Here is a 26,258-nt window from a genome sequence, read left to right on the forward strand (position 1 = left end):
AACTCAACGCCCGTGTGCTTATGTCAAGGGTAAACGAGTATGGCGAAGAGAGATTTTTACGAAGTTCTTGGTGTGGCAAAGTCCGCAGATGAGAAAGAAATTAAACGCGCATATAAGCGCTTAGCTATGAAATATCACCCAGATAGAAACCAAGGTGATAAAGAATCTGAAACTAAATTTAAAGAAATTAAAGAAGCTTACGAAATTTTAAGTGATGCACAAAAACGTGCTGCTTATGACCAATATGGACACGCTGCTTTTGAGCAAGGTGGTTTTGGTGGTCAAGGTGGCGGCGGTTTTGGCGGCGGCGCTGATTTCGGTGATATTTTCGGTGATGTTTTTGGTGATATTTTTGGTGGTGGTCGCCGCCAGCAACGCGCAGCACGGGGTTCTGATTTACAATACAACATGGAGTTAACGCTTGAAGAAGCCGTTCGTGGTGTAAGTAAAGAAATTCGTATTCCAACACTGGAGACATGTGATAAATGTCATGGTAGTGGCGCGAAAGAAGGTACATCAGCAGAAACATGTTCGACATGTCATGGTGCAGGTCAGGTTCATTTACGTCAAGGTTTCTTCACCGTACAACAAGCGTGTCCGACTTGTCATGGTCGCGGAAAAATTATCAAAGAGCCTTGCTCTAAATGTCATGGTGATGGTCGTGTTGAGCGTTATAAAACCTTATCAGTTAAAATACCAGCAGGCGTTGATACTGGTGACCGCATTCGTTTAAGTGGCGAAGGTGAGGCGGGTGAGCACGGTGCTCCTTCTGGCGATTTATATGTACAGGTTCATGTTCGTCAGCATAATATTTTTGAACGTGATGGCAATGACCTTTATTGTGAAGTACCAATTAACTTTGCAATAGCAGCTCTTGGTGGCGAAATTGAAGTTCCAACGCTAGATGGCCGCGTGAAATTAAAAATTCCAGCAGAAACCCAAACTGGAAAAATGTTTCGCATGAAAGGCAAAGGCGTGAAATCAGTTCGTAGTAATGCCATTGGCGATCTTATGTGTCGTGTCGTGGTTGAAACGCCAGTTAAACTCAATGAGAAACAAAAAGAGTTGATACAACAACTTGGTGAGTCATTTGGCGGTAAGAGTGGTGAAAAAAATACACCGCGTTCTAAAAGCTTTTTAGATGGTGTGAAAAAATTCTTTGATGATTTAACTAAGTAATTTTTCATACTTACGTTAAAAAAGCCTAATGATAAAAACGGTCATTAGGCTTTTTTTATGCTTTTTATCCCATTTTAATAGCAACAATTCCCGCTAAAATAACTAAACAAGCCAGTAATTGCTTACGATTAAATTGTTCTTTTAGAATATAAATGGATAAGAGCATTGCAAATAATACGCTAGTTTCTCTTAGTGCAGCAACCAGCACGATTGAGGCATGGCTCATCGCCCATATTACAATGCCATAACTGACTAACTGCATGACACCGCCAAAAAAAGCAGGTTTCCAGTAACTTTTTATTTTACCGTTTAAATTTTTACGATAACGAAGCCAAGCTAGCAAATACATCACCATACCATTAAGAAAAAACAGCCATAAAATATAAGCTAATGGTGATGTGCCAACACGAGAGCCATTACCATCAGCTAGGGTATAGCTTGCGGTAAATAATGCGGTGAGTAGCGCAAAAAAGAGTGCATCTTTGCGTAAATTAAACTCGGTGCTTTGTCTACTACGAGAGATAAGGATAATACCTGCAATGATAAGCAAAATACCGACTAAACCCATTGTTGGAAGTTGTTCATGAAATAGTAAAAAGCCTAAGATCGCGGTCATTAATGGAGCACTTCCACGCGATATAGGGTAAATCTGGTTAAAATCAGCCAGAGTGTAACAACGGCTTAAGGAAAGTGTATAACCAATATGAAATAGAACAGAGAGGCCAATCCATTTCCATGCTGCAATATCAGGTAATCCAATCCAAAATAGTGCGGGTAATGTGACAATGCCGGAAAAGAAGGTGAGGAGTGAAATACCAAGAAATCGATCAGAGCCTATTTTTACGAGGGCATTCCAGCAAGCATGAAATATTGCAGCAAATAAAACAGCAATAAAAACGGTAATCGACATTGTAATGAAGCTCTCATAGAAAAATATGGCAACTATCTATAAGACAATAACATAATGATTAAATAGTGAAATAGCTCCGCTGATTATTTTATTATTATGACAGCTATTTGCATAAGGTAAGATCTCAAATAACGTATCTTATTTTCATAAGAAATATTATTGTTTCTTGGTTATTTTGATGATTGGTTTTAATTATCATTGAAATAGTTGATTTTTATTAAATTTAGTTATTTTTTTAACAATATCAAATAGTTGTTTTTATATAAAATAATTATATAGAAATTTTAAATTATTATTATTAATCATTGGTAATGATGGTTTTTTTTCTTATATTCCTTGATATTGGCATTATTAGTCGTAAAAACCGAGCTATTTACGCTAAATAATCTGTTTTTTACGAATTTATAATTAGCATATTATTAACATGAATACAGATTTGAGGTTAATACTATGACAGCAATTATTAGACAATTTTTAAGATTAGAGGCTTCTGGTGGTATTCTTCTGATTATTGCTGCAATTATTGCATTAATCATGGCGAACACCCCTTTGAGCGCATTATATAATGAGTTTTTATCTATTCCAATTATGATTAAGTTTGGAATGTTTGAACTCGATAAACCGCTTATTCTTTGGGTTAATGACGCTCTAATGGCGATCTTTTTTCTTGTCGTTGGACTTGAAGTAAAACGTGAGCTTAAAGAGGGCTCTCTCGCTCAAAGAGATAGAGCTATTTTTCCGGCTATTGCCGCTGTAGGTGGCATGTTAGCACCTGCGTTGATTTATCTATTTTTTAATAATGGTGATGCAATTAGCCAGCAAGGTTGGGCAATCCCAGCTGCAACTGATATTGCTTTTGCTCTTGGCGTTATGGCGTTATTAGGTAAACGTGTTCCTGTTGAATTAAAAGTATTTTTATTAGCTTTGGCTATTATCGATGATTTGGGTGTTATCGTCATTATTGCGCTCTTTTATTCAAAGAGTGTGGCGTTATTACCACTGGCAATAGCGAGCGCTATTGTGGTCATCCTTTTCATTATGAATTGGCGCAAAGTTGGTAATACGCCCGCTTATTTAATACTTGGGTTTGTCTTATGGGTTTGTATTTTAAAATCAGGTATTCACGCTACTATTGCTGGGGTGATTGTTGGATTTCTTATCCCATTAAGAGACAAAGAGGGAGCCTCTCCTTCTGAAGACTTAGAACATGTGTTACATCCTTGGGTTGCTTATTTAATTCTGCCGCTGTTCGCCTTTAGTAATGCGGGGGTTTCTTTAACAGGTGTTACGTTAGATGGAATGTTATCTACCTTACCTTTAGGTATTGCATTAGGTCTATTCTTAGGTAAGCCAATAGGAATTTTTCTCTTTAGCTGGGTTTCGGTAAAACTAGGCATTGCAAAATTACCAGATGCGATTAATCTTAAGCAGATATTTGCTGTGTCAGTGCTGTGTGGTATCGGTTTTACTATGTCTATCTTTATCGCAGGGCTTGCGTTTGAAGGAGCTGATGATGCTTATAATACCTACGCTAAACTAGGGATCTTAGTGGGTTCAACAGTAGCTGCAATTGTAGGGTATTTATTGCTTCACTCTGTTTTACCGAAGTTAAAACAGAAATAAAAACAGCAAAAACTGATATGAACTTGGTATTGTCAACATAACAAATACCGAGCTATATACTTAAACCTACGGTGCAATATTGATTATTGTGCCGTAGGTGTTTTTATGGGGATTGGGTGCAAGGAAGGCCTGTCGCAAACTAATGCGTTGTTGAATAGTCTGTGTTGCGAGAGCACAGAAGTTGAAAGGAATATAACTATGCGGGTGTCACATCTCAATTTTAACCATCTTTATTATTTTTGGCATGTATGTAAAGAAGGCTCGGTTGTAGGAGCAGCTGAAGCGCTGTATCTGACACCACAGACAATTACAGGACAAATTAAAGCATTAGAAGAACGACTGGGTGGGAAGTTATTTAAACGCCAAGGAAGAGGATTAGTCCCTTCTGAGCTAGGACAACTTATTTTCCGTTATGCTGATAAGATGTTTATGCTGAGCCAAGAAATGCTCGATATCGTTAATTACAGTCGCGAATCTAATTTATTATTTGATGTCGGTGTCGCTGACGCCTTATCAAAACAATTAGTAAGCCGGGTATTAGAAACGGCAGTTGCTGATCATGAGCAAATTCATTTGCGCTGTTTTGAATCTACTCATGAATTATTATTAGAGCAGCTAAGCCAACATAAATTAGATATGATTTTATCTGATTGCCCTGTGGATTCTTCCCAGCAAGAAGGATTATTTTCAGTAAAACTGGGCGAATGTAATGTAAGTTTTTTTTGTAGCCAGCCTGTTCCTGAAAAGCCATTTCCTGAGTGTTTAGAAACGCGAAAATTGTTAATTCCTGGTCGCCGTTCTATGTTAGGTCGCCATTTATTAACATGGATACGTAATAAAAATCTGCAAGTCGAAATTTTAGGTGAATTTGATGATGCTGCATTAATGAAAGCATTTGGTTTAAATCATAATGCCATTTTTGTTGCGCCTTCACTTTATACTAATGAAATTTTTGCACAGAGTAATATTGAAGAAATTGGTGTATTAGATTCAGTAAAAGAAGAGTATTACGTTATCTTTGCAGAAAGAATGATCCAACACCCCGCAGTTCAGCGAGTGTGTAATACCGATTTTTCAGAGCTATTTAATGGCAATAAGAAGAGTGTTGCCGTTTCATAACGTGTTATTTAGAGTGAAAAATCAATAGAAAGCAAAAAACCGGCCTAAGCCGGTTTTTTATAACACAAGAAAACAATTATTACATTGCTTTGATTTGTGCTTGAAGATTAGCTTTATGACGTGCTGCTTTATTCTTATGAATTAAGCCTTTAGTTGCCTGACGGTCAACAATCGGTTGCATGTCATTAAATGCTTTTTGTGCTGCTTCTTTATCACCTGAAGCAACTGCTGCGTATACTTTTTTGATGTAAGTACGCATCATAGAACGACGGCTTGCGTTGTGCTGACGACGCTTTTCAGACTGAACCGCACGTTTCTTAGCTGATTTGATATTAGCCAAGTTCCAACTCCCAAATATATTCTAGCGAGGACAAATACAAAGGTGAAGGAATATGCCTTTTCAACCTAAGTTTGTCAATGGATTTATACAAAATTAGCGTCGTTGTACGCGACACTTGTTTCGTTGTGATGGCGCAAGATTTTATCAGTTAAGGCGGGTAGAATACAGTCTTTTGAGTGAAAAAATCATCAAAATCGTGTATATGAGTAATAAATAGTAGATTCATAGAGGATCTACGCTTGATTTTATGCGATTTTATCGCCAACAACTGAGTGATCGTTTATTTTACTATTTGATGCCCGCATTTTAATTTAGCAACCAATGTGAATTTTTAGCAATCAATGGGAATTGCGCCATCAAGATATTACTCGTAGATAAACATTGATATATTGGGTTACTCTCAAGCCTTTGACAAGGTATAATCTAATAATTTCCACGGTATTGAGCCAGTTATGGAGCTAATTCGCGGTATACAAAATATCCGGTCACAGCATAATGGTTGTGTCCTGACAATTGGTAATTTTGATGGAGTCCATCGAGGCCATCAGGCATTATTGAAGCACTTGAAGCAAGAAGCATCACAACGTGGTTTACCCACAGTGGTTATGACATTTGAACCTCAACCACTGGAGTTTTTCTTGCCTGAAAAGGCACCAGCGCGTCTTACGCGTTTACGCGACAAGATAAAGTATCTAGCGGAATGTGGTATTGATTATCTTCTGTGCGTTAAATTTGATAAACAATTTGCGGCACAAACACCTGAAGAGTTTGTTTCATCACTTTTAGTGAAAAAATTAGGTGTGCAATTTCTTGCCATTGGCGATGATTTTCGTTTTGGTAAAAATAGAGAAGGTGATTTCCATTTTTTACAACAAGCCGGTGATAAATACGGATTTGAAGTCGCAAATACAGAAAGTTATTGTGACCAAGGCCTACGTATTAGTAGTACCGCAGTGCGAGAAGCATTACTCAATGATGATTTAGCCCTTGCTGAATCTTTACTTGGGCACCCTTACAGTGTTTGTGGGCGTGTTGTTCATGGTAATGAATTGGGTAGAACAATTGGATTTCCTACAGCGAATATCCCAATGAAACGCTTAGTAGCCCCTGTTAAAGGCGTGTATGCGGTTGATGTTTATTTATCCGGTCATCAATCACCTTTAGCGGGTGTTGCAAATATCGGATCTCGCCCTACTGTGAAAGGTAAAGGCGTACAATTAGAAGTTCATTTAATCGACGTTAATATGGATTTATATGGACGTCGCATTGATGTTGTGTTACGAAAGAAATTACGTAATGAACAGCGATTTGCATCATTGGATGCATTGAAGCAGCAAATCGCAGATGATGTGGCTACTGCTAGGGATTTTTTATTGCAGCGGTCGGAGTCATAAACTAGCGGAAACTTGGAACTGAGAATCGAATGAGTGACTATAAAAATACCCTGAACTTACCAGAAACAGGGTTCCCAATGCGCGGGGATTTAGCAAAGCGCGAGCCAGATATGTTATCACGCTGGTACAAAGAAGGTTTGTATCAAGCAATTCGTCAGGCTAAAAGTGGTAAGAAAACATTTATTTTGCACGATGGCCCTCCATACGCCAACGGCAATATTCATATTGGTCACTCAGTTAACAAAATTCTCAAAGATATTATTATTAAGTCCAAAGGGCTGTCAGGTTTTGATTCTCCGTACATTCCAGGATGGGACTGTCATGGATTACCTATCGAATTAAAAGTTGAACAAATCGTAGGTAAGCCAGGAGAGAAAATATCAGCAGCGCAATTCCGCGCGGAATGCCGTAAATATGCTCACGAGCAAATTGAAGCCCAGAAAAAAGATTTTATCCGTTTAGGTGTGCTGGGAGATTGGGATAAGCCTTATCTCACTATGGACTATAAAACCGAAGCGAACACTATTCGTGCTTTAGCTCGCATCATTGCAAATGGTCACTTGATCAAAGGTGCTAAACCTGTGCACTGGTGTACAGCTTGTGGTTCGTCGTTGGCAGAGGCTGAAGTTGAGTACTACGATAAATCATCACCTTCTATTGATGTTCGTTTTACTGCGGTTGACTCAGCAGCGGTTGCCACTAAATTTGGAGCCACTACGGATAAAACAATTTCGTTAGTCATCTGGACAACGACTCCGTGGACTTTACCGGCTAACCGCGCTATTGCACTGAATGCTGAATTTAATTATGCACTGGTTTCATTTAATGATGAGTGTGTCATTTTAGCGGCAGATTTAGTCGAAAGCGTGATGAAACGTCTTGGTATCGCGCAATGGACAGTTTTAGGCGAATGTAAAGGGGCTGATTTGGAGCTTTTACGCTTTAATCATCCATTTATGGGCTTTGATGTTCCTGCAATTTTGGGTGACCACGTTACATTAGAAGCGGGTACTGGTGCTGTTCATACTGCACCAGGCCACGGTCCTGATGACTTCGTAATAGGTCAAAAATACGGTTTAGAGACTGCAAACCCAGTTGGACCAAATGGCTGTTATCTGCCAGATACTTATCCAACACTCGATGGCGTCTTTGTGTTTAAAGCCAATGATGTCATCGTTGAATTATTAAAAGAAAAAGGCGCACTGCTACATCATGAAGTGTTACAACATAGCTATCCATGCTGTTGGAGACACAAAACACCGGTTATTTTCCGTGCAACACCACAATGGTTTGTGGGTATGGATAAAAATGGTTTACGTGAGCAGTCGTTAAAAGAAATCAAAGGTGTTAAGTGGATCCCTGATTGGGGCCAAGCTCGTATCGAATCAATGGTTGAAAATCGCCCTGACTGGTGCATTTCACGCCAACGCACTTGGGGCACACCAATGTCTCTGTTTGTTCATAAAGAGACGCAAGAGCCACATCCTCGCACATTAGAATTAATGGAAGAGGTTGCCAAACGTGTTGAAGTTAGCGGCATTCAAGCATGGTGGGATTTAGATATCCGTGAAGTGCTAGGCGATGAAGCTGATGATTACATGAAAACACCGGATACACTTGATGTATGGTTCGATTCAGGATCAACGCACTCGACGGTGGTTGATGCTCGTCCTGAATTTCATGGTAATTCAGCAGATATGTATCTAGAAGGCTCTGACCAACATCGTGGTTGGTTTATGTCTTCACTGATGATTTCGACTGCCATTAAAGGCAAAGCGCCATACCGTGAAGTATTAACACATGGTTTTACCGTTGATGGGCAAGGTCGTAAAATGTCTAAATCTATCGGTAACACCGTTAGCCCACAAGAAGTGATGGATAAACTGGGTGCTGATATTTTGCGTTTATGGGTTGCATCTACAGATTATACTGGCGAAATCGCAGTATCTGATGAAATCTTAAAACGTGCAGCAGACACCTATCGTCGTATTCGTAATACTGCGCGTTTCTTCTTAGCTAACTTAAATGGTTTTGATCCGGCTAAACACCAAGTAAAACCAGAAGATATGGTAATACTTGATCGCTGGGCTGTCGGTCGTGCACAAGCTGCTCAAGCTGAGATCTTAAAACACTATGAAAATTATGATTTCCATAATGTTATTCAGCGCTTAATGCAGTTCTGTTCAGTAGAAATGGGTTCATTCTACTTAGATATCATTAAAGACCGACAATACACGGCGAAAAGCGATAGCGTAGCGCGCCGTAGTTGCCAAACAGCACTCTACCATATCAGTGAAGCATTAGTTCGCTGGATGGCACCTGTAATGTCATTCACTGCCGATGAAATTTGGAATGAACTACCTGGTGAACGGGCAAAATTTGTATTAACTGAAGAGTGGTATACAAACTTATTTGGTTTAGATTCAGCGCAACCGCTGAATGATGACTACTGGGCTGAATTATTAGCTGTTCGTGGTGAAGTCAATAAAGTATTAGAGCAAGCTCGTGCCGATAAACAACTGCGTGGTTCATTAGAAGCTGCGGTAACTTTATATGCGGATAAAGCGTTAGCTGAAAAACTTAATGCATTAGGTAACGAATTGCGTTTTGTTTTATTAACATCACAAGTAAAAGTTGCGGATATTAACGAAGCACCAGAATCAGCTATTGCATCTGATATGGCGGGTCTTAAGATTGCCTTCAATAAAGCTGAAGGTGAAAAATGCCCACGTTGCTGGCACTATGCAACAGATATTGGTCAGGTAGCGGAACACGCTGAGTTATGTGGACGCTGTGTCACTAACGTAGCCGGTAACGGTGAAGAACGTAAGTTTGCTTAATCAATGAAGAAAACGCTTTGCTCTACAGGTTTACGCTGGCTTTGGCTTGCAATTGCTGTGGTGGTTTTGGATTTAGGAACAAAACAGTATTTCATGCAGACATTTCGTCTGTATGAGTCTGTCGCTGTTATGCCTTTTTTCAATTTCACTTATGCTCATAATTATGGTGCAGCCTTTAGCTTTTTAGCAGATAAAGGCGGATGGCAGCGCTGGTTTTTTGCTCTGATTGCATTAGCTATCTGTATTACTTTATTGGTCATGCTCTATAAAAACCAAGCGAGTGCCAAACTAAGTAATATTGCTTATGCATTAATTATTGGTGGAGCATTGGGTAATCTTTCTGATCGTCTGATCCATGGATTCGTTATTGATTTTCTGGATGTTTATGTTGGAGATTGGCATTGGCCTACCTTCAATATCGCAGATATGGCAATTTGTATTGGTGCTGCTTTAATTATCATTGAAAGTTTTTTTCCTGATAAAAATGTCAGCTCACAAAAAGCTAAAAAGCAATAACAATCAGACAATTAGTCAACTTAGATAACCCCTGCCTTATGGCGGGGTTACGCTTAATAAAAGGTAATAGCATGGTTATGCAGGTGCACAAAAACAGCGCAGTGTTGTTGAATTTCACCTTAAAGTTAGCAGATGGCTCAGTCGCTGAATCTACTCAAACACATGGTAAACCGGCACTTTTTCGTCTTGGCGATGAAAGTTTATCTCCAGCATTAGAAGCGCAATTGATTGGATTAGCTGAAGGCGATAAGAAAACCTTTACGCTAGCCGGCGAGCATATTTTTGGTAAATATAACCCTGATCTTCTCCAGTATTTTATGCCCTCTGACTTTGCAGAATCGGGTGTGCCAGAAATTGGCACTATTATGCTATTTACAGCGATGAACGGCAATGAAATGCCGGGTATTGTGCAAGCAATCACAGAAGACTCTGTAACCGTCGATTTCAATCATCCTTTAGCTTCTCAAGAGGTTACTTTTGATATTGAAGTCGTTAATGTTGATGTGCAGGAGGATGCAACCGATGCAAATATTGCTGGCTAACCCACGAGGCTTTTGTGCGGGTGTTGACCGAGCTATCAGCATTGTTGACCGTGCTTTAGAAATTTATGGCGCTCCAATTTATGTTCGCCATGAAGTTGTACATAACCGTTATGTTGTCAATGATTTACGTGAACGTGGCGCTATCTTTATTGAAGAAATTTCCGAAGTACCAGATAACGCGATTTTAATTTTCTCTGCTCATGGTGTTTCTCAAGCTATTCGCCAAGAAGCACGTTCTCGTAATTTAACTATGCTTTATGATGCCACTTGTCCATTAGTTACTAAAGTACATATGGAAGTCGCTAGAGCAAGCCGTAAAGGCAAAGAAGCCATTTTAATAGGTCATGCGGGGCATCCTGAAGTGGAAGGCACTATGGGGCAATACAACAACCCTGAAGGGGCATGTATTTAGTTGAGTCACCCGACGATGTGTGGAAACTGAAAGTAAAAGATGAAGATAATCTTTGTTTTATGACACAAACCACGCTGTCAGTGGATGATACGTCTGAGGTTATTGATGCATTAAATGCACGATTTCCTAAAATTGTTGGTCCTCGTAAAGATGATATTTGTTATGCAACGACAAATCGTCAAGAGGCAGCAAGAGAGTTAGCGCAGAAAGCTGATGTAGTATTTGTCGTGGGTTCAAAAAACTCATCTAATTCAAATCGATTGGCTGAACTTGCGCAACGTGCAGGAAAACCCTCTTATTTAATTGATAGTTTTGAGGATATCAATGAAGCTTGGGTGGCTAACGTCAATATTGTTGGTGTTACTGCGGGAGCTTCCGCTCCGGATATTTTAGTGCAACAAGTATTAGAACAGCTTAAATCTTTTGGTGCTGATGAAGTAATTGAACTTTCAGGACGAGAAGAAAATATTGTTTTTGAAGTTCCTAAAGAACTGCGCCTTGACTATAAAGTTATCGAATAACCTTTTGCGTTCAATCATAAATTTTAAAAGCAGAGCCTATCCCTCTGCTTTTTTATTTTTCCTGCAATAATCCCACACAATAACAAAATGAATAAACATGCTGATTATTGGTTTTACTGATAATTAGTATACTTTTGTGTGTTTTTCTTATCACCAACGTTAAATGCTGGCGTCAGAGAGGCGACATCGCTAATCTGTAAATAACAAATAAGCTTTTTTAAGCGTTGCTTAGGAGAAACTAGATTATGTCTGTAAAAGAACTTCGTCTTGCGGTTGTCGGTGCAGGTGGACGTATGGGGCGTCAATTAATTCAGGCGATCTCTCAACAGCAAGGCACGGTATTAGGTGCTGCTTTTGAACGTACAAACTCGTCTTTAATTGGTGCTGATGCAGGGGAATTGGCGGGTATTGGTCATATTGGTGTTACTGTGACGGACAACTTATTAGAGCAAGCGGGTAATTTTGATGTATTAATTGATTTTACGCGCCCTGACGGAACACTTTTGCATCTCGACTTTTGTGCTAAACATCATAAAGGTATGATTATTGGTACAACAGGTTTTGATGACGAAGGTAAAAAAGCCATAAGCAATGCTGCAAAATCTATACCTATTGTCTTCGCAGCTAACTTTAGCGTTGGTGTTAACTTGGTGCTTAAATTACTTGAAAAAGCAGCTAAAGTGATGGGTTCTTACAGTGATATTGAAATTGTAGAAGCGCACCATCGTCACAAAGTAGATGCACCATCAGGTACCGCTTTAGCAATGGGGGAATCTATTGCTGATGCTCTTGGACGTGATTTAAAAACTTGCGCTGTTTATGAGCGCGTTGGCCATACTGGCGAACGTGATCCTCAAAGTATTGGCTTTGCGACTATTCGTGCTGGCGATATTGTTGGTGAGCATACCGCTATTTTTGCAGATATTGGTGAGCGAGTAGAGATAAGCCACAAGGCTTCTAGTCGCATGACATTTGCAAATGGTGCTGTAAAGGCTTCCATTTGGATAAGTGGTAAAAAGTCAGGTCTTTATAATATGAAAGATGTGTTGTCTTTAGAAGATTTATAATATTTTTATTTTTTAATTGATTGAAAACCCAGGGTTAAATATATAACTTTGGGTTTTTTATTGGTTTTTATTTAATTTTTATTAATTGATGTTATTTATTTATCTAATCCTATATTTATTCTCTCTTTTTATCGTGTTTTTCCTTTTTTTCTGATTTTCTCTAAAAATAATTACATTTTTAAATTATCTTGGTAAGCAAACGGTTAACTTTGTAAGAAATCTTGCTTTAATGATCACTTGGGTGGTTAAAATGCTAATGATTGATATTTTTTCAATTAAAAATGTGTTTTTTCTAGACATCGAGCAGTTCGATCTTTAGAATGCGCCCAATTTGCCAAAAATTTGCCCTATTTTATCTTTTTGGCATTGATTTAGTGCGTTAAATCTGAATTAATATGCATGAAATGTGATTTATTATTCTCAGGAGGGCGTTTTGAACAAATCAGCTATACTGGTTCTCGAAGATGGAACCAAATTCCACGGCAAGTCGATAGGCGCACAAGGCGCCGCTATTGGTGAAGTCGTTTTTAATACTTCAATGACCGGTTATCAAGAAATACTAACCGACCCTTCCTACTCTCAACAAATTGTCACTCTCACTTATCCCCACATCGGCAATACTGGCGTTAACCATTCAGATGAAGAATCAGATGCTATTCATGCTCAAGGATTAATTATTCGCGATTTGCCATTGGTGATGAGTAATTATCGTGCTCAAGAGAGCCTATCTGATTATCTAAAACGCCATAATATCGTCGCAATAGCTGATATAGATACCCGTAAACTCACGCGTTTATTACGAGAAAAAGGCGCGCAAAGCGGTTGTATTATTGCGGGTGATAAACTTGATGATGAACTTGCACTAGAAAAAGCAGTAGCGTTTCCCGGTTTAAAAGGCATGGACTTGGCAAAAACGGTAACGGTGAAACAGCTTTACCAATGGACACAAGGGAGCTGGAGATTAGAAAATGAACACCCTAACGCTAAGCTAGCGGATGAATTACCGTTGCATATTGTGGCTTATGATTTTGGTGTGAAGCGTAATATTTTACGTATGCTGGTGGATAGAGGATGTCGCGTTACAGTCGTACCGGCGCAAACTCCGGCACAAGAGGTGCTTGCGCTTTCACCTGATGGTATTTTTCTTTCTAATGGTCCAGGTGATCCACAGCCTTGTGACTATGCCATCAGTGCGATTAAAACCTTTTTAACGACGGATATTCCGGTTTTCGGTATTTGCTTAGGTCACCAATTATTAGCCCTCGCCAGTGGCGCAAAAACCATAAAAATGAAATTCGGTCACCACGGTGGCAATCATCCTGTAAAAGATTTAGATAACAATACCGTTATGATCACTGCGCAAAATCACGGTTTTGCAGTTGATGAATCGACACTTCCCACTAATTTACGAGTCACTCATAAATCACTCTTTGATGGTTCTTTACAAGGAATTCATCGCACCGATAAACCGGCCTTTAGTTTTCAAGGGCATCCGGAAGCAAGCCCTGGCCCTCATGATGCGGCGCCTCTTTTTGACCACTTTATCGAGCTCATCACACACTATCGTAAAAACCTGCAATCAGTGACAACCAAATAAATCAGGAGCGAAAGAAAATGGCGAAAAGAACAGATATCAAAACAATCCTGATTTTAGGTGCCGGCCCAATAGTTATTGGTCAAGCGTGCGAGTTCGACTACTCAGGAGCTCAAGCTTGTAAAGCATTACGTGAAGAGGGTTATCGAGTGGTGCTGGTTAATTCTAATCCAGCAACTATTATGACTGATCCTGAAATGGCGGATGCCACCTACATCGAGCCTATTCATTGGCAAGTCGTCAGAAAAATTATTGAAAAAGAGCGCCCTGATGCGATTTTGCCAACAATGGGGGGGCAAACGGCATTAAATTGCGCATTAGAATTAGAACGTCAAGGTGTTTTAGCCGAATTTGGTGTGACCATGATTGGCGCTACGGCAGATGCTATCGATAAAGCAGAAGATAGACAACGCTTTGATAAAGCAATGAAAAAAATCGGCTTAGGCACAGCTCGCTCAGGTATTGCTCATAATCTAGAAGAAGCTTTTGCCGTCGCTGAAGATGTCGGATTCCCTTGCATCATTCGTCCTTCATTTACTATGGGCGGCACGGGTGGCGGTATCGCTTATAACCGTGAAGAATTTGAAGAAATTTGTACTCGTGGATTAGATTTATCACCGACTAACGAGTTATTGATTGATGAATCACTTATTGGTTGGAAAGAGTATGAAATGGAGGTGGTGCGCGATAAAAACGACAACTGCATTATTGTCTGCTCTATCGAAAACTTTGATGCGATGGGTATTCATACTGGAGATTCGATTACGGTTGCACCAGCTCAAACGTTAACGGATAAAGAGTACCAAATTATGCGTAATGCCTCGATGGCAGTTTTACGCGAAATTGGTGTTGAAACAGGTGGTTCTAACGTTCAGTTTGCTGTTGATCCAAAAACAGGACGCTTAATTGTTATTGAGATGAATCCACGTGTTTCACGTTCATCAGCGTTAGCGTCAAAAGCGACAGGATTTCCTATCGCTAAAATAGCGGCAAAACTGGCTGTGGGTTATACCCTTGATGAGCTAATGAATGATATCACTGGCGGTAGAACGCCAGCCTCTTTTGAGCCTTCTATCGATTACGTGGTAACAAAAATTCCGCGTTTTAATTTTGAAAAATTCGCAGGTACTAACGACAGATTAACCACACAAATGAAATCTGTTGGTGAGGTCATGGCTATTGGCCGAACTCAGCAAGAATCAATGCAAAAAGCGTTACGAGGCCTTGAAGTTGGCGCAACAGGTTTTGATCCTAAAGTGAGTTTAGATGATCCTGAAGCGTTAACTAAAATTCGCCGAGAGTTAAAAGAAGCGGGCTCTGACCGAATTTGGTATATCGCAGATGCTTTTCGTGCCGGTTTATCGGTTGATGGCGTGTTTAACCTTACTAATATTGACCGCTGGTTTTTAGTACAAATTGAAGAAATCGTTCGCCTTGAAGAAAAAGTTGCTGAAGTGGGAATAAATGGCTTAACGGCCGACTTTTTACGTCAATTAAAACGTAAAGGTTTTGCTGATGCACGTTTAGCTCAAGTTTTAGGTGTTAAAGAACAGGTTATTCGCGAGTTACGTCATCAATATCAATTACATCCTGTTTATAAACGGGTGGATACCTGTGCGGCTGAATTTGCGACGGATACCGCATATATGTATTCAACGTATGAAGATGAATGCGAATCAAATCCGCATCAAGATAAGCCTAAAGTTATGGTATTAGGTGGCGGGCCAAATCGGATAGGACAAGGTATTGAGTTCGATTATTGTTGTGTACATGCGGCATTAGCGCTGCGTGAAGATGGCTACGAAACCATTATGGTGAACTGTAACCCTGAAACGGTATCAACCGATTACGACACTTCAGACAGACTCTATTTTGAACCCGTAACGCTTGAAGATGTGCTGGAAATTGTCCGCATAGAAAAGCCAAAAGGGGTGATAGTTCAATATGGTGGACAAACTCCTCTGAAATTAGCCAGAGCACTAGAAGCTGAAGGCGTGCCTGTTATTGGTACAAGTCCTGATGCTATAGACAAAGCCGAAGACCGTGAACGTTTCCAAAAAGCTGTCGATAAATTAGGCTTAAAACAGCCAGAAAATGCAACAGTGACTGCGCTAGAACAAGCAGTAGAAAAAGCGCAGGTAATTGGTTATCCGCTGGTGGTGCGTCCTTCTTATGTACTTGGTGGACGCGCAATGGAGATTGTTTACGATGAAGTCGATTTACGTCGCTATTTCCAAACCGCAGTGAGTGTGTCAAACGATGCGCCAGTGTTGTTAGATCGCTTTCTTGATGATGCGATAGAAGTTGATGTCGATGCCATTTGTGATGGTGAGCAAGTTGTTATCGGTGGCATTATGGAGCATATCGAGCAAGCAGGCGTTCACTCTGGTGACTCTGCGTGCTCATTGCCTGCTTATACCCTAAGCAAAGAAATTCAAGATGTGATGCGTAAACAAGTCCGTGAGCTTGCTTTTGAATTAGGTGTAAAAGGGTTGATGAACGTACAGTTTGCAGTAAAAGGCAACGATGTTTATCTTATCGAGGTCAATCCCAGAGCTGCACGTACAGTACCTTTCGTTTCAAAAGCCACGGGAGTCCCTCTCGCTAAAGTTGCAGCACGGGTAATGATAGGGCAAACCCTTGCACAGCAAGGTGTAACTAAAGAAGTGATCCCGCCTTATTATTCTGTAAAAGAAGTGGTTTTACCGTTTAATAAGTTCTCGGGAGTCGATCCAATTTTAGGGCCAGAGATGCGCTCTACCGGTGAAGTGATGGGCGTTGGTGCAACTTTTGCTCAGGCTTTTGCTAAAGCCATGTTAGGCAGTAGCTCTACGATGAAGAAAAAAGGCAGAGCTCTGCTCTCAGTACGTGAAGGTGATAAAAAGCGAGTTGTCGATTTAGCGACCAAACTTCTAAAATATGGTTTTGAGCTAGATGCGACACATGGCACCGCTGTTGTATTAGGTGAAGCGGGTATAAATCCACGCCTAGTCAACAAAGTCCATGAAGGGCGACCGCATATTGAAGATAGAATCAAAAATGGTGAGTATGATTATATTGTCAATACCACTTCAGGTCGCCAAGCGATTGAGGATTCTAAAATTATTCGTCGTAGTGCATTAAGATATAAAGTCCATTATGACACCACATTAAATGGCGGATTTGCCACGACGCTATCTTTAAGTGCTGATCCTACTGCTGATGTGATTTCAGTCCAAGAAATGCACAAAAAGATAAATAAAATTTAATTTTAACCCTTGTCACTATATTAATCCTGAATACGGAAAGATTCGTATTCAGGATTTTTTGTCTTCTTTTTTTACAGAAGACGTCTCTAAAAATAGAGCATGTTAATTTCTTTGTTTGACGGATTGATTTTCGTCTTTTTTTGAGCCTAAGCCAAGAAGAAACTGTTTTTAAATATCTTATAATATGTTGTTTTAACTTGTTATATTTTTTATTTTCTATTGAGGCAATCTAGGGGGTAAGGGGAGTTCTGTTACTATAGTGCTGGGCGATTGGATCATTTTGGTTCAAGCATTTTGCAAGAGCCAGAAAGAGAAAAGCCCTGAATTCTATTTTCATAACACTATGAGTATTCTGGCTCATTTATTAGCGCCAGTAATTGATACCATATGCATTGAAAAATAGCAGATTATCTACAGCCATTAGATTGTACTCGGGTTGTTATTACTCATAATCCTGAACTTGCTAAATGTGCTGATTATGTTGTTGTTTTAGATAATGGAAAGGTGATTGAACAAGGAACACCAACAGAATTATTGTCATCATCAATATGGTTTTCTCGATTTTGTAGCGAAAATGATTACTAAGTCGATATGGCCTATATTTTTTCGTATTTATCACTTATGCGGAATATAAACGTTTTCATTTATTTTAAATAAATATTAAAAAATTGTTCAAGCAATAATTTATTAAATAGTCATGTACTATTATATTAAACCTCACTTAATATTAAATATTAAGTGAGGTTTTACTTAGTTAATAATAGACTCTATTTTGTTATATTGCTATCCCCACTCCAGCTAAACCCCTGTTTAATTTGGCTTTTATTTCCATTTACAGTCAGCTCTATAATTAAGTTCCCTGTACCGCTATCAGTATTTCGGCATTCTCTATCAATAGCATAACTAGATGAAGGATAATAAAAAGTAATTTTTTCACTTAAGTTTTTATGGAAAGTATAACTATCTGGGTAGTCCACACTCTTAATTATTGTGCCAACAAATGCATCACTACCTCCAAGAGTAACATCCCTAATTTTTGCATTTAATGTTATTGGATAGAGTAGCTCTTTATCTTGTCGATGAAGAGAAACTTCAACCTTTATAAATAAATGTGTTGGTTTTGTTTCACTAGGATATTGGCAATGGTCTGTTGTACTTGAGCCATTTAAAGTATGGATGAATATTGAATTTTTATTAATATTCATCAGGCTTGTTGCATCTTGAGCATCTATTCCTGATATATTAATGTTATAGGATTTTTTGTAAGATTTATTATTTGAATCAAAGACTTCAACCTCTAATATTAATGTGTTGATATTGTCTAAATATTTTTCAGGTATAGAATCAAATATCACAGGATCTTTTAAGTTAAATTTAGGTGGGTATCCTAATCTGCTTATTCTACTTATTTCTATATTATTTTTATCTCGTAAGATAAAATCAATGGCATGTGGATCTTCTCCAACTGGACTCCATTTTACGGTAAAACTGTTATCAGTTTTATATAAAGGATGCCAATTTATATTAGCCGTATTAGTTTCACTGTTTTTAGCATCCATTGAAATAAATTCAATGTTATCAATATTAATCTTTGGTGTTTTAGCTACATTGACGCTATAGCTATTATTATAATCTTGATAGTAATTATTATTTAGTACCTCAAGAATAAGTTCAGTGCTACCTACACTTAGATAAGTAATCATTCCATCAGGTGTAATTTTAACAACATTTGGATCATCACTATGCCACATTGCTTGTGCTTTGCTTGGAATAGGATTTATTGTCTTTTGAGCTGCTATAGGACCATTATTAATATAATCATCTGATAAAGATACCGTCTTATCTTTAAAGGTATAATTAAGTATCCCTTTTTCTTGATGATAATTTACGATTATTGCTGACGATTTAAATTGATCAGTTGCTTCAGAAATTATATTAATTTTCGCATCACCTGGTTTAATTGCAGTGATTTCCCCTTTGTTATTAATAGATAATATTTTGTCATCTGAGCTTGTAAACTGTAATGGTGGCTTGCTGTTAGTCGCATCTGGGTTATTATAATTAGCACTAACAATTTGTGTAATACCATCATCCCATGTTGAATTTATTTGAGTATTTTTAGCAGATAATCCTATATCTGCTTTTTCAATAAGTAATGGATAACTACTTTCAGCAGGAAGATAGTGATCATCACCTGCGGTCTGTAATGTGATGGATACTGTTCCCGCTTTTTTCATCAAAATTGTTCCATTGCGGCTATCAATAGAAGCAATGCTCGGATCGGAACTTGACCACATTTTATCAATATTATTTGGCAGCCCTGTAAAACTTAGCGCATTTATTGGCGATGACGCATAAATTTCTTGCTGAATTTTTTTATCAAAAATAATTTCAGGTTTAGGAATGGTGACTTTAACTATAATAGGTTGAGCAATCGCGGTTCCTTCGGCTTCTGCGGTTAATGTAATATCTGTTTTAACATTAGAAGTTAGTTTGGTTTGATATTGGCCATTTCCTAATGGTTTTAATGGATTATCACTAAAATGCGCAGTACCCGTTGTGGCTTTTAAGCTAACCGTTTTGCCATCAATCGTGTTGTCATATTTATCAACTAATTGGACCGTTAATACGGCTTCGTCTTTATTATCGCCCCCAATATTCTGGCGGTTTGTTCTCAGAGTTGACTTATTAGCATCAATATCAGCAGGTAATACAGTTACATCAGAAATAGCTTGGTGATTATTTAAATCAAGGAATGCACTGACTTTTAATATACCTGCAACTTTGCTGGTAATATTGGTTCTTGCTATACCTTTAGCATCTGTATAAGTGCTGAAATCGTAGTCATCAGCTAAGCCTAATAATTTCCATGACACAATAACATTTGGCAAAATATTGTCATTAGCGTCAATAATAGTTGCTTGATAATTAACGCCTTTATCGCCTGCAATTATACTTGTGCGATCTACATCTGTTGATTTTATTTTCCATGTCGTTGGGTCAGCATTGAGTTGTAAGGTTTTTTGTTTTTTAAAGTCAATACCGTTGATATTGACACTTAAATTAGCTGTACCTGATTTAGTTCCTGTCGCTTCAATATCATAATGACCTGGTGACACTTGTTTTGCCGCACCAAAAACAATGGTCGGATTATTTGAAATACCTTTTACTTGCTGGTTAGGTAGAATATTTCCGCCTTTATCTTTAATAATTAAACTTAATAGCGTTTTATCTTTTCCGTTGGCAATAATAGTCGCGGGTAATAAAGTGATTTCCGAACTGTTTTCATCCACATTATCAGCAACAAAACTCACATCAGGAGCAGCAAAAGTGCCTGTATTTAATACCGCATTTACTTTTGATAACCCTGCTGGATTACGCGTTAATTTAACTTGAGCAATCCCCTGATTATCCGTAAGCGTTAAAGGTTGCGCTAATAAACTGTCTTTGTCTGTTGTCCATGTAACAGCAACACCACTATTTAATGGATTATTGTTGTTATCAACAAGGTAAGCTTTATAAATAATGGTATCGCCAGCATGTGGTTTTGTATCGCTTATATTAAACTTACTGACTTTTGCACTTTGAGCATCGGGTAATACGGTTAACGGTGCTGTTTGCTTAATTAACGTTGAATCTACATTTGCATTTAATATTGTATTGCCTGCTTTTAATGCACTAATTTGTGCTTGATAAACACCTTTTTCTTTTTCAGTAAATGAGCTGGTCGTAAAAGTTAAATCAGTCGTGTGATTTATGGTGATTTTATTTGCCAACCCCGTTAATAAATTACTGTTTTTATCTTCCAGTTTTACGGTAATAAGTGCTTTATCTGTTCCTGAGATAATTGTATTTGGCGAGACAAATAATTGTGATTTATCCGCAGAGATTACATCAGCATTAAAAGTAATTGTATGGTCAGCATCAAGAGATTGCTGGCTATCTAACATAGCAGTTACTTGTGCTGAGCCTGTTTGTGTACTGCTTAGGGTAATTGTTGCAATACCATTTTTATCGGTTTTACTGATTGGGGAATAGAGTTTACCTAATGAAGTTAACCAACCTACGGCAATGCCTTCCATGCTTGGATTGCCTTGTTTATCGACAATTTTAGCGCGGATCGTTACTTTATCTGTGCCGTTCGCTGTAACATCGAAAGGGGCTACAACATTAACTGCTTGAATTGTGGCATTTTGTTTATCGGCAATAAAACCAAGTGGTTGACTTAAGGTAAATGTATTCTTTGCATTAGTATATTTAGCGTTAATAATGCTAATACCTTCTTTCTTACCACTTATGGTTACTTGATAAATACCATCAGTTGTTTCTTTTATTACACCAAATTGAATGGTGCTATTGTCGCCAGTAAGTGAAATAAATTTTTGTTGTTTAGAGATAAGGTTACCAAACTTATCTTTTAAAATAAGGGTTCCTGTCGCAAGTGATTGTCCATTGGCGATAATAGATTGTGGATCAAGAGTGAATATACTATGAGAAGGATCTGCTGTACCTGAAATAAAATAAACATCTTCAGCCGCAGTTTGTTTATTCGCTAAAGTTGCCGTAATAGTTGTTAGAAGTGCTTGAGTTCCTTTAATTGTTATTTTCACATCGCCATTATTATCTGTTTTAACCACATTTTCGCTAAGGTTATTATGATTTGAACGCCAGAAAACAGCATGTTTAATTAAAGGATTATTTTGTTTATCAGAAACATGAGCAAGTAAGGTAATACTGTCGTTATTATCTGCAATTGCCTGTATTTTATTATTAACCGTGGTTAATGTTATTTTTGCACTGTTAGGATTAGCAATTGCATTTAGTGTAATCTGTGTTTTTTCGTTATTGGTTAATTTGACAATAATATCAAAATCGCCTGCAACTTTGGTGCTAACTTGATTAGAGGTTTGCCCTTGATTATCAGTAGTTGTTTTTTGTTTATTAAGCGTAGTGGCAGAATTAGATTGCCATTCAACAATAACATTTGGTAATTTATTACCAAATTTATCTTTTACTGTTGCTGTTAATATCGCATGCTCCTGATCATCTGCAATTAATTGTGTTTTATCGGAAGATAATGTAATTAAACCTTGCTGATTATCTGCAATAAAAGTAATAGGGGCTGTGGATAATGAGTGATTATTTGTTGTTGCAGTGACAACAACATCTAAAGCTTGAGTACTGGTTAATGTGGTTTTTGTAATACCATTTATATCTGTCGATGAAGTGTTTTGAATATTAACGACATTTTTATCTCTATCTGTTGACCATAAAATTAATGCATTAGGTAATGGGTTATTAAAATTATCAGTCACTTTTGCTGTAAATGTGACTTTTGTTTTTCCATCGGCGATATAAGGTGGTGCTGATGGTGTAATAGAAACGATTTGCCCATTAGAAAGATTACCAATAAATGTGGTTGTTGCTTCCGTTACTTCATGGCTATGGGTTACTTCTGCTTTTAGTAAAACATCACCCGCGAATTGGCTGACCATTGTGGTGCTGGCTTTCCCATCTTTATCGGTAGTAACGAATTTATCTTTAACTTGAGCTTGATTATTAGCGCGTAAAATAACCTTAATATTAGGAGCAGGATTGTTATTTTTATCAATGACGGCTAATGATATCTCTTTTTCTGTTACATTATCAGCCGGTGAAATTTCAGGCTTAATTGTTAATAAAGAACGAGGGATGTAAGCCGTTTTTTTATCGGCAACAAAGTTGACTGAAATAGGGTAGTCAATATCTGCGACACTGACTTTAATATTTGTTATGCCCGCAGTGGTATTAGTAATAGGAATTTCAGATTCACCATAAAATCCACTGTAACCAATAGGAATAATTTTTGCACCATTGTCAGCGGTGAAACGAATAGGGTAATTAATAACGGGATTGTTATTAATATCAGTAACAATGACTTTTATTTTATTTTCACTTGTACCGTCTGCCGGTGAATTATCTTTAATAACAGTAAGGTTACCTTTTCCTATATGAATTGTTTTTTTATCAGCATGAAAACTAATTTCTGCTGATTTAAAAATACTCTCTCTAAAATAAGGTGTTAAAATTAATTTTTCAGGTGAACTACCTGCCGTTACTGTAATTTGATACTTACCTGTGTCTATACGGCTAAACTTAGAAATAGTACTTCCGCTCAGAGAGTTGTCAGTCTGTTTTTTTAATGATAATTCATTGATATTGATATCAACAGGCAGATTATCATTATCAAATATGGAAAGTTCTAATTGTTGTTGTGTATGACCATCTGCTGGTAATTGGCTAAAATCAGGTTCAAATTTGCTATTTTGTGTATTTATCGCAGACTGAACGACCGTTACTTTACTTTGTACGGGATCAGAGCGATTACCTTTTTCATCTATCGCAACAGCACTAATGGTATAACTATTTTTGCTATTCGAGCCAGAGATATGATTAGGAAGGATAACGGAGTAATTAAAATTATTATTATTTTTAATTTTTCCACCATTCGTGATTAATTGACTGGCTGACCATTCAATGTGTTTCACTGGATATTTAGAACGAACTTGAACGGCTAAGTCTTTTTCTTCTTTAGCGTATCCGGCAATAGAAGGGGCAACAGAAAGGAAGACTAAGGTTTTCTTTTTATATTCAAGTACGATGTCATTATTTCTATCAACAAAATCATAACGGCTACCAGACATTAGCCGCATAGCACGTACATTATCTGAATTAAGTTGCGAAGAGAGCGATTCACCTAGGCGATATTGTACATTAACATCAAACTTATTATCTGATTGCTCATGTAATCCAAAACGGCGCTCTGCACCAAAGGTAATTAAAGGTACTGGAGTGTAAGTTAATCCCGCTGTATATGCGTGAGGGTTTTCTTGGCGATTATCTTTGCCAAATAAACCAACTTCCTTACCATAATATTGCTCGAAAATTAATTTTGCACCTAATTGAGGATAAGAAGGTAAATAACCTTCAGTGCGTATATCCCAACCATTGGCGGGTCTTTCGTTATAATCCATTACATCATCAGAAGTACGCCAATTAGATATTCGGTGATAATGATTTGCACTGAGTTTAAAATAATTTCGCCATACTTCAGCGCCAATACCAAATCGACTGTGGTAACGACTTAAATCGTAATCATAAAAGGCATTAATACCAAGCATAAAGCGTTCAGTAAAATGGCGATAACCGATGCCTTGGTTGATTTGGCTACGAGAATCTTTACGATGATAGCTTGTTTGAGAAAAAACTAAGTTTTTTTCTTGATCATACAAAGGAATTAAAAGATCAGCAGAGCTACTCTCTAATGTGAAGTTTTTATCAGTAGAAAGTGATACACGAGCATGACCAAATTGATTTAACCATTGTTCTATTTTTTCGTTGGCTTTGTTAGTCACTTGACTTATTGCATACTGGCTTGCATTAGTTTCTTTATTTAATAAAGCTGAGTTATTAACAATTAATTGTGCTAACTCTTTACCATCAGAAGATATTTCAGGTAAATCTTGACTGATATTATTTAACCATTTTCCTTTTCGTGGCTCATTATTAGGAATATTAAGTGTAATACCGGTTTTAATTTTTAATTTCCCTACCAAAGAGACATAATCAGGATTGGTGGCAATTAATTTTGAGAGTTTTATATTGAAGTTTTTAGCAATTGATTCAGGTGTATCGCCATCTTTTACTTGATAAAGGTTTCGCAGTAATGGTTTGTTAATAAACTGATTTTCATTAATATTTTCGCTAGCGAAAACATTGGCAGGAATGCTTGCTGCGATGGGGAAAATAAATTGAATAAAGATATTTGCCCATGCAACTTTTTTAGCTATAGACGATAGCTGCGGTGTTAGCCCATATTTCGATATTGTCATTTTAGAAACTCATCGTAATAAATAATGATGAGATTCTCTTACTTATAGATGTTTTCGATATCAGAAACTAAACTTGAATTCATTAATTTTTAAATATCTAAAAAATCAAGATCAAAAATATAAAAATAAAATAAAAAGATAGTTAGAAAAATAAACAAATAGTGTTATAAGATTTTTTTGATAAAAAAGCCAATGTAAATATTTACATTGGCTTTTGGTATTCAATAACTACAACTACATATCAATAAAGTAATCAGGGTCTGGACCTAAACGCTTTTTCTGGTCTAATGTTGTTATTGCTGTAACTTCTTCTCTTTCAAGTTTGAAGTCAAAAATATGAAAATTTTCCTCAATTCTTGATGGAGTCACAGATTTTGGAATAACCACTAATCCACTATCTATATGCCAACGCAACACTATCTGTGCCGGTGATTTGTTGTATTTTTCAGCTAGTTTTTGAATGATCGGACTATCAAATACACCTTCACCACCTTGAGCGAGCGGACTCCACGATTCAGTTACAATCTTATGAGTCGTATTCCAAGCGCGTAGCGGGGCTTGTTGCATTAATGGGTGGATTTCGATTTGGTTAATAACAGGCGTAACACCAGTTTCAGTAATAAGACGTTCAAGGTGTTCTGGTTGGAAGTTACAAACACCAATGCTTTTAACCAGCCCTTCTTTTTGTAAGATGATCATTTGTTTCCATGCTTCAACATAGAGATCACGCGAAGGTGCTGGCCAATGCATTAAATAAAGGTCGATATAATCCAGTTGCAAACGCTGGAGGCTTTCTAATACAGCGCCACGAGCATGACTTTGATCGTTATTCCACAGTTTTGTGGTGATATAAAGCTCATCACGAGGAACAGTTGTTTGTTTTAGCGCTTTTCCCACACCTTCTTCATTGTGATAAATCGCTGCTGTATCAAATAAACGATAACCTGTATCTAATGCATGGTGAATCGCTTTAATGACCTGATTATTATCTGCTTTCCAAACACCTAACCCAAGTTGTGGTATGGTTTTTCCATCAGATAGTTGAATCAATTTAGGTTTATCCATTAATGCCTCCAGTCCCA

The 26,258-nt window shown here is 37.8% G+C and carries 14 protein-coding genes and 1 pseudogene; 11 read left to right on the forward strand and 4 right to left on the reverse strand.

Annotated elements, in window-relative coordinates:
• Positions 1 to 39: 39 nt before the first annotated feature.
• On the forward strand, positions 40 to 1,179 hold the full coding sequence (gene dnaJ / locus PH4a_RS10060; RefSeq protein ID WP_129039512.1) for a molecular chaperone DnaJ: 1,140 nt from the start codon (positions 40 to 42) through the stop codon (positions 1,177 to 1,179).
• Positions 1,180 to 1,243: 64 nt separating this feature from the next.
• Here dnaJ and PH4a_RS10065 read toward each other — a convergent pair whose 3' ends face one another.
• Positions 1,244 to 2,089 carry a DMT family transporter gene (locus PH4a_RS10065; RefSeq protein WP_129039514.1) on the reverse strand — a complete coding sequence of 282 codons (846 nt, stop codon included), beginning with the start codon at positions 2,087 to 2,089 and terminating at the stop codon, positions 1,244 to 1,246.
• A gap of 450 nt (positions 2,090 to 2,539) precedes the next feature.
• Between PH4a_RS10065 and nhaA the strand changes: the two genes are divergently transcribed.
• Both nhaA and nhaR read left to right on the forward strand, forming a co-directional pair.
• A complete protein-coding gene (gene nhaA / locus PH4a_RS10070; protein WP_129039516.1) occupies positions 2,540 to 3,712 on the forward strand; it encodes a Na+/H+ antiporter NhaA in 1,173 nt (390 codons plus the stop codon).
• Between the two features lie 198 nt (positions 3,713 to 3,910).
• Complete coding sequence (nhaR, locus tag PH4a_RS10075; protein ID WP_129039518.1) at positions 3,911 to 4,831, forward strand: transcriptional activator NhaR; 921 nt, start codon at positions 3,911 to 3,913, stop codon at positions 4,829 to 4,831.
• Between the two features lie 79 nt (positions 4,832 to 4,910).
• Here the strand turns inward: nhaR and rpsT are convergent, their stop codons facing one another.
• Positions 4,911 to 5,171 carry a 30S ribosomal protein S20 gene (gene rpsT, locus PH4a_RS10080; RefSeq protein WP_004248964.1) on the reverse strand — a complete coding sequence of 87 codons (261 nt, stop codon included), beginning with the start codon at positions 5,169 to 5,171 and terminating at the stop codon, positions 4,911 to 4,913.
• A gap of 452 nt (positions 5,172 to 5,623) precedes the next feature.
• Between rpsT and ribF the strand changes: the two genes are divergently transcribed.
• From ribF to carB, 8 genes and pseudogenes are all read left to right on the forward strand, one after another.
• Complete coding sequence (gene ribF, locus PH4a_RS10090; protein ID WP_129039520.1) at positions 5,624 to 6,565, forward strand: bifunctional riboflavin kinase/FAD synthetase; 942 nt, start codon at positions 5,624 to 5,626, stop codon at positions 6,563 to 6,565.
• Between the two features lie 29 nt (positions 6,566 to 6,594).
• The gene (ileS, locus tag PH4a_RS10095; RefSeq protein WP_129039522.1) at positions 6,595 to 9,405 is read left to right on the forward strand and encodes an isoleucine--tRNA ligase; all 2,811 of its coding nucleotides are present in this window, start codon (positions 6,595 to 6,597) and stop codon (positions 9,403 to 9,405) included.
• Between the two features lie 3 nt (positions 9,406 to 9,408).
• Positions 9,409 to 9,921, forward strand: coding sequence for a signal peptidase II (lspA, locus tag PH4a_RS10100; RefSeq protein ID WP_129039525.1), 513 nt, complete (start codon positions 9,409 to 9,411; stop codon positions 9,919 to 9,921).
• Between the two features lie 71 nt (positions 9,922 to 9,992).
• Positions 9,993 to 10,463: an FKBP-type peptidyl-prolyl cis-trans isomerase gene (fkpB, locus tag PH4a_RS10105; protein ID WP_064718956.1), complete on the forward strand. Its 471-nt coding sequence runs from the start codon at positions 9,993 to 9,995 to the stop codon at positions 10,461 to 10,463.
• Positions 10,444 to 11,396 (forward strand): annotated as a pseudogene (ispH, locus tag PH4a_RS10110) (4-hydroxy-3-methylbut-2-enyl diphosphate reductase). The gene fkpB and the pseudogene ispH overlap by 20 nt, the downstream one beginning before the upstream one ends.
• A 245-nt stretch (positions 11,397 to 11,641) precedes the next feature.
• Positions 11,642 to 12,463 carry a 4-hydroxy-tetrahydrodipicolinate reductase gene (gene dapB / locus PH4a_RS10115; RefSeq protein WP_129039527.1) on the forward strand — a complete coding sequence of 274 codons (822 nt, stop codon included), beginning with the start codon at positions 11,642 to 11,644 and terminating at the stop codon, positions 12,461 to 12,463.
• A gap of 433 nt (positions 12,464 to 12,896) precedes the next feature.
• Positions 12,897 to 14,060, forward strand: a complete 1,164-nt coding sequence (gene carA / locus PH4a_RS10120) for a glutamine-hydrolyzing carbamoyl-phosphate synthase small subunit (RefSeq protein WP_129039529.1) — start codon at positions 12,897 to 12,899, stop codon at positions 14,058 to 14,060.
• 17 nt (positions 14,061 to 14,077) lie between these two features.
• A complete protein-coding gene (gene carB / locus PH4a_RS10125; protein WP_129039531.1) occupies positions 14,078 to 17,305 on the forward strand; it encodes a carbamoyl-phosphate synthase large subunit in 3,228 nt (1,075 codons plus the stop codon).
• 767 nt (positions 17,306 to 18,072) lie between these two features.
• Here carB and PH4a_RS10130 read toward each other — a convergent pair.
• Positions 18,073 to 25,176 carry an Ig-like domain-containing protein gene (locus PH4a_RS10130; RefSeq protein ID WP_129039533.1) on the reverse strand — a complete coding sequence of 2,368 codons (7,104 nt, stop codon included), beginning with the start codon at positions 25,174 to 25,176 and terminating at the stop codon, positions 18,073 to 18,075.
• Positions 25,177 to 25,410: 234 nt separating this feature from the next.
• On the reverse strand, positions 25,411 to 26,241 hold the full coding sequence (gene dkgA, locus PH4a_RS10135) for a 2,5-didehydrogluconate reductase DkgA (RefSeq protein WP_064718964.1): 831 nt from the start codon (positions 26,239 to 26,241) through the stop codon (positions 25,411 to 25,413).
• Positions 26,242 to 26,258 lie beyond the last annotated feature (17 nt).

It is taken from the genome of Proteus hauseri (genome assembly GCF_004116975.1).
In the GTDB taxonomy this organism is placed as follows: Bacteria; Pseudomonadota; Gammaproteobacteria; order Enterobacterales; family Enterobacteriaceae; genus Proteus; species Proteus hauseri.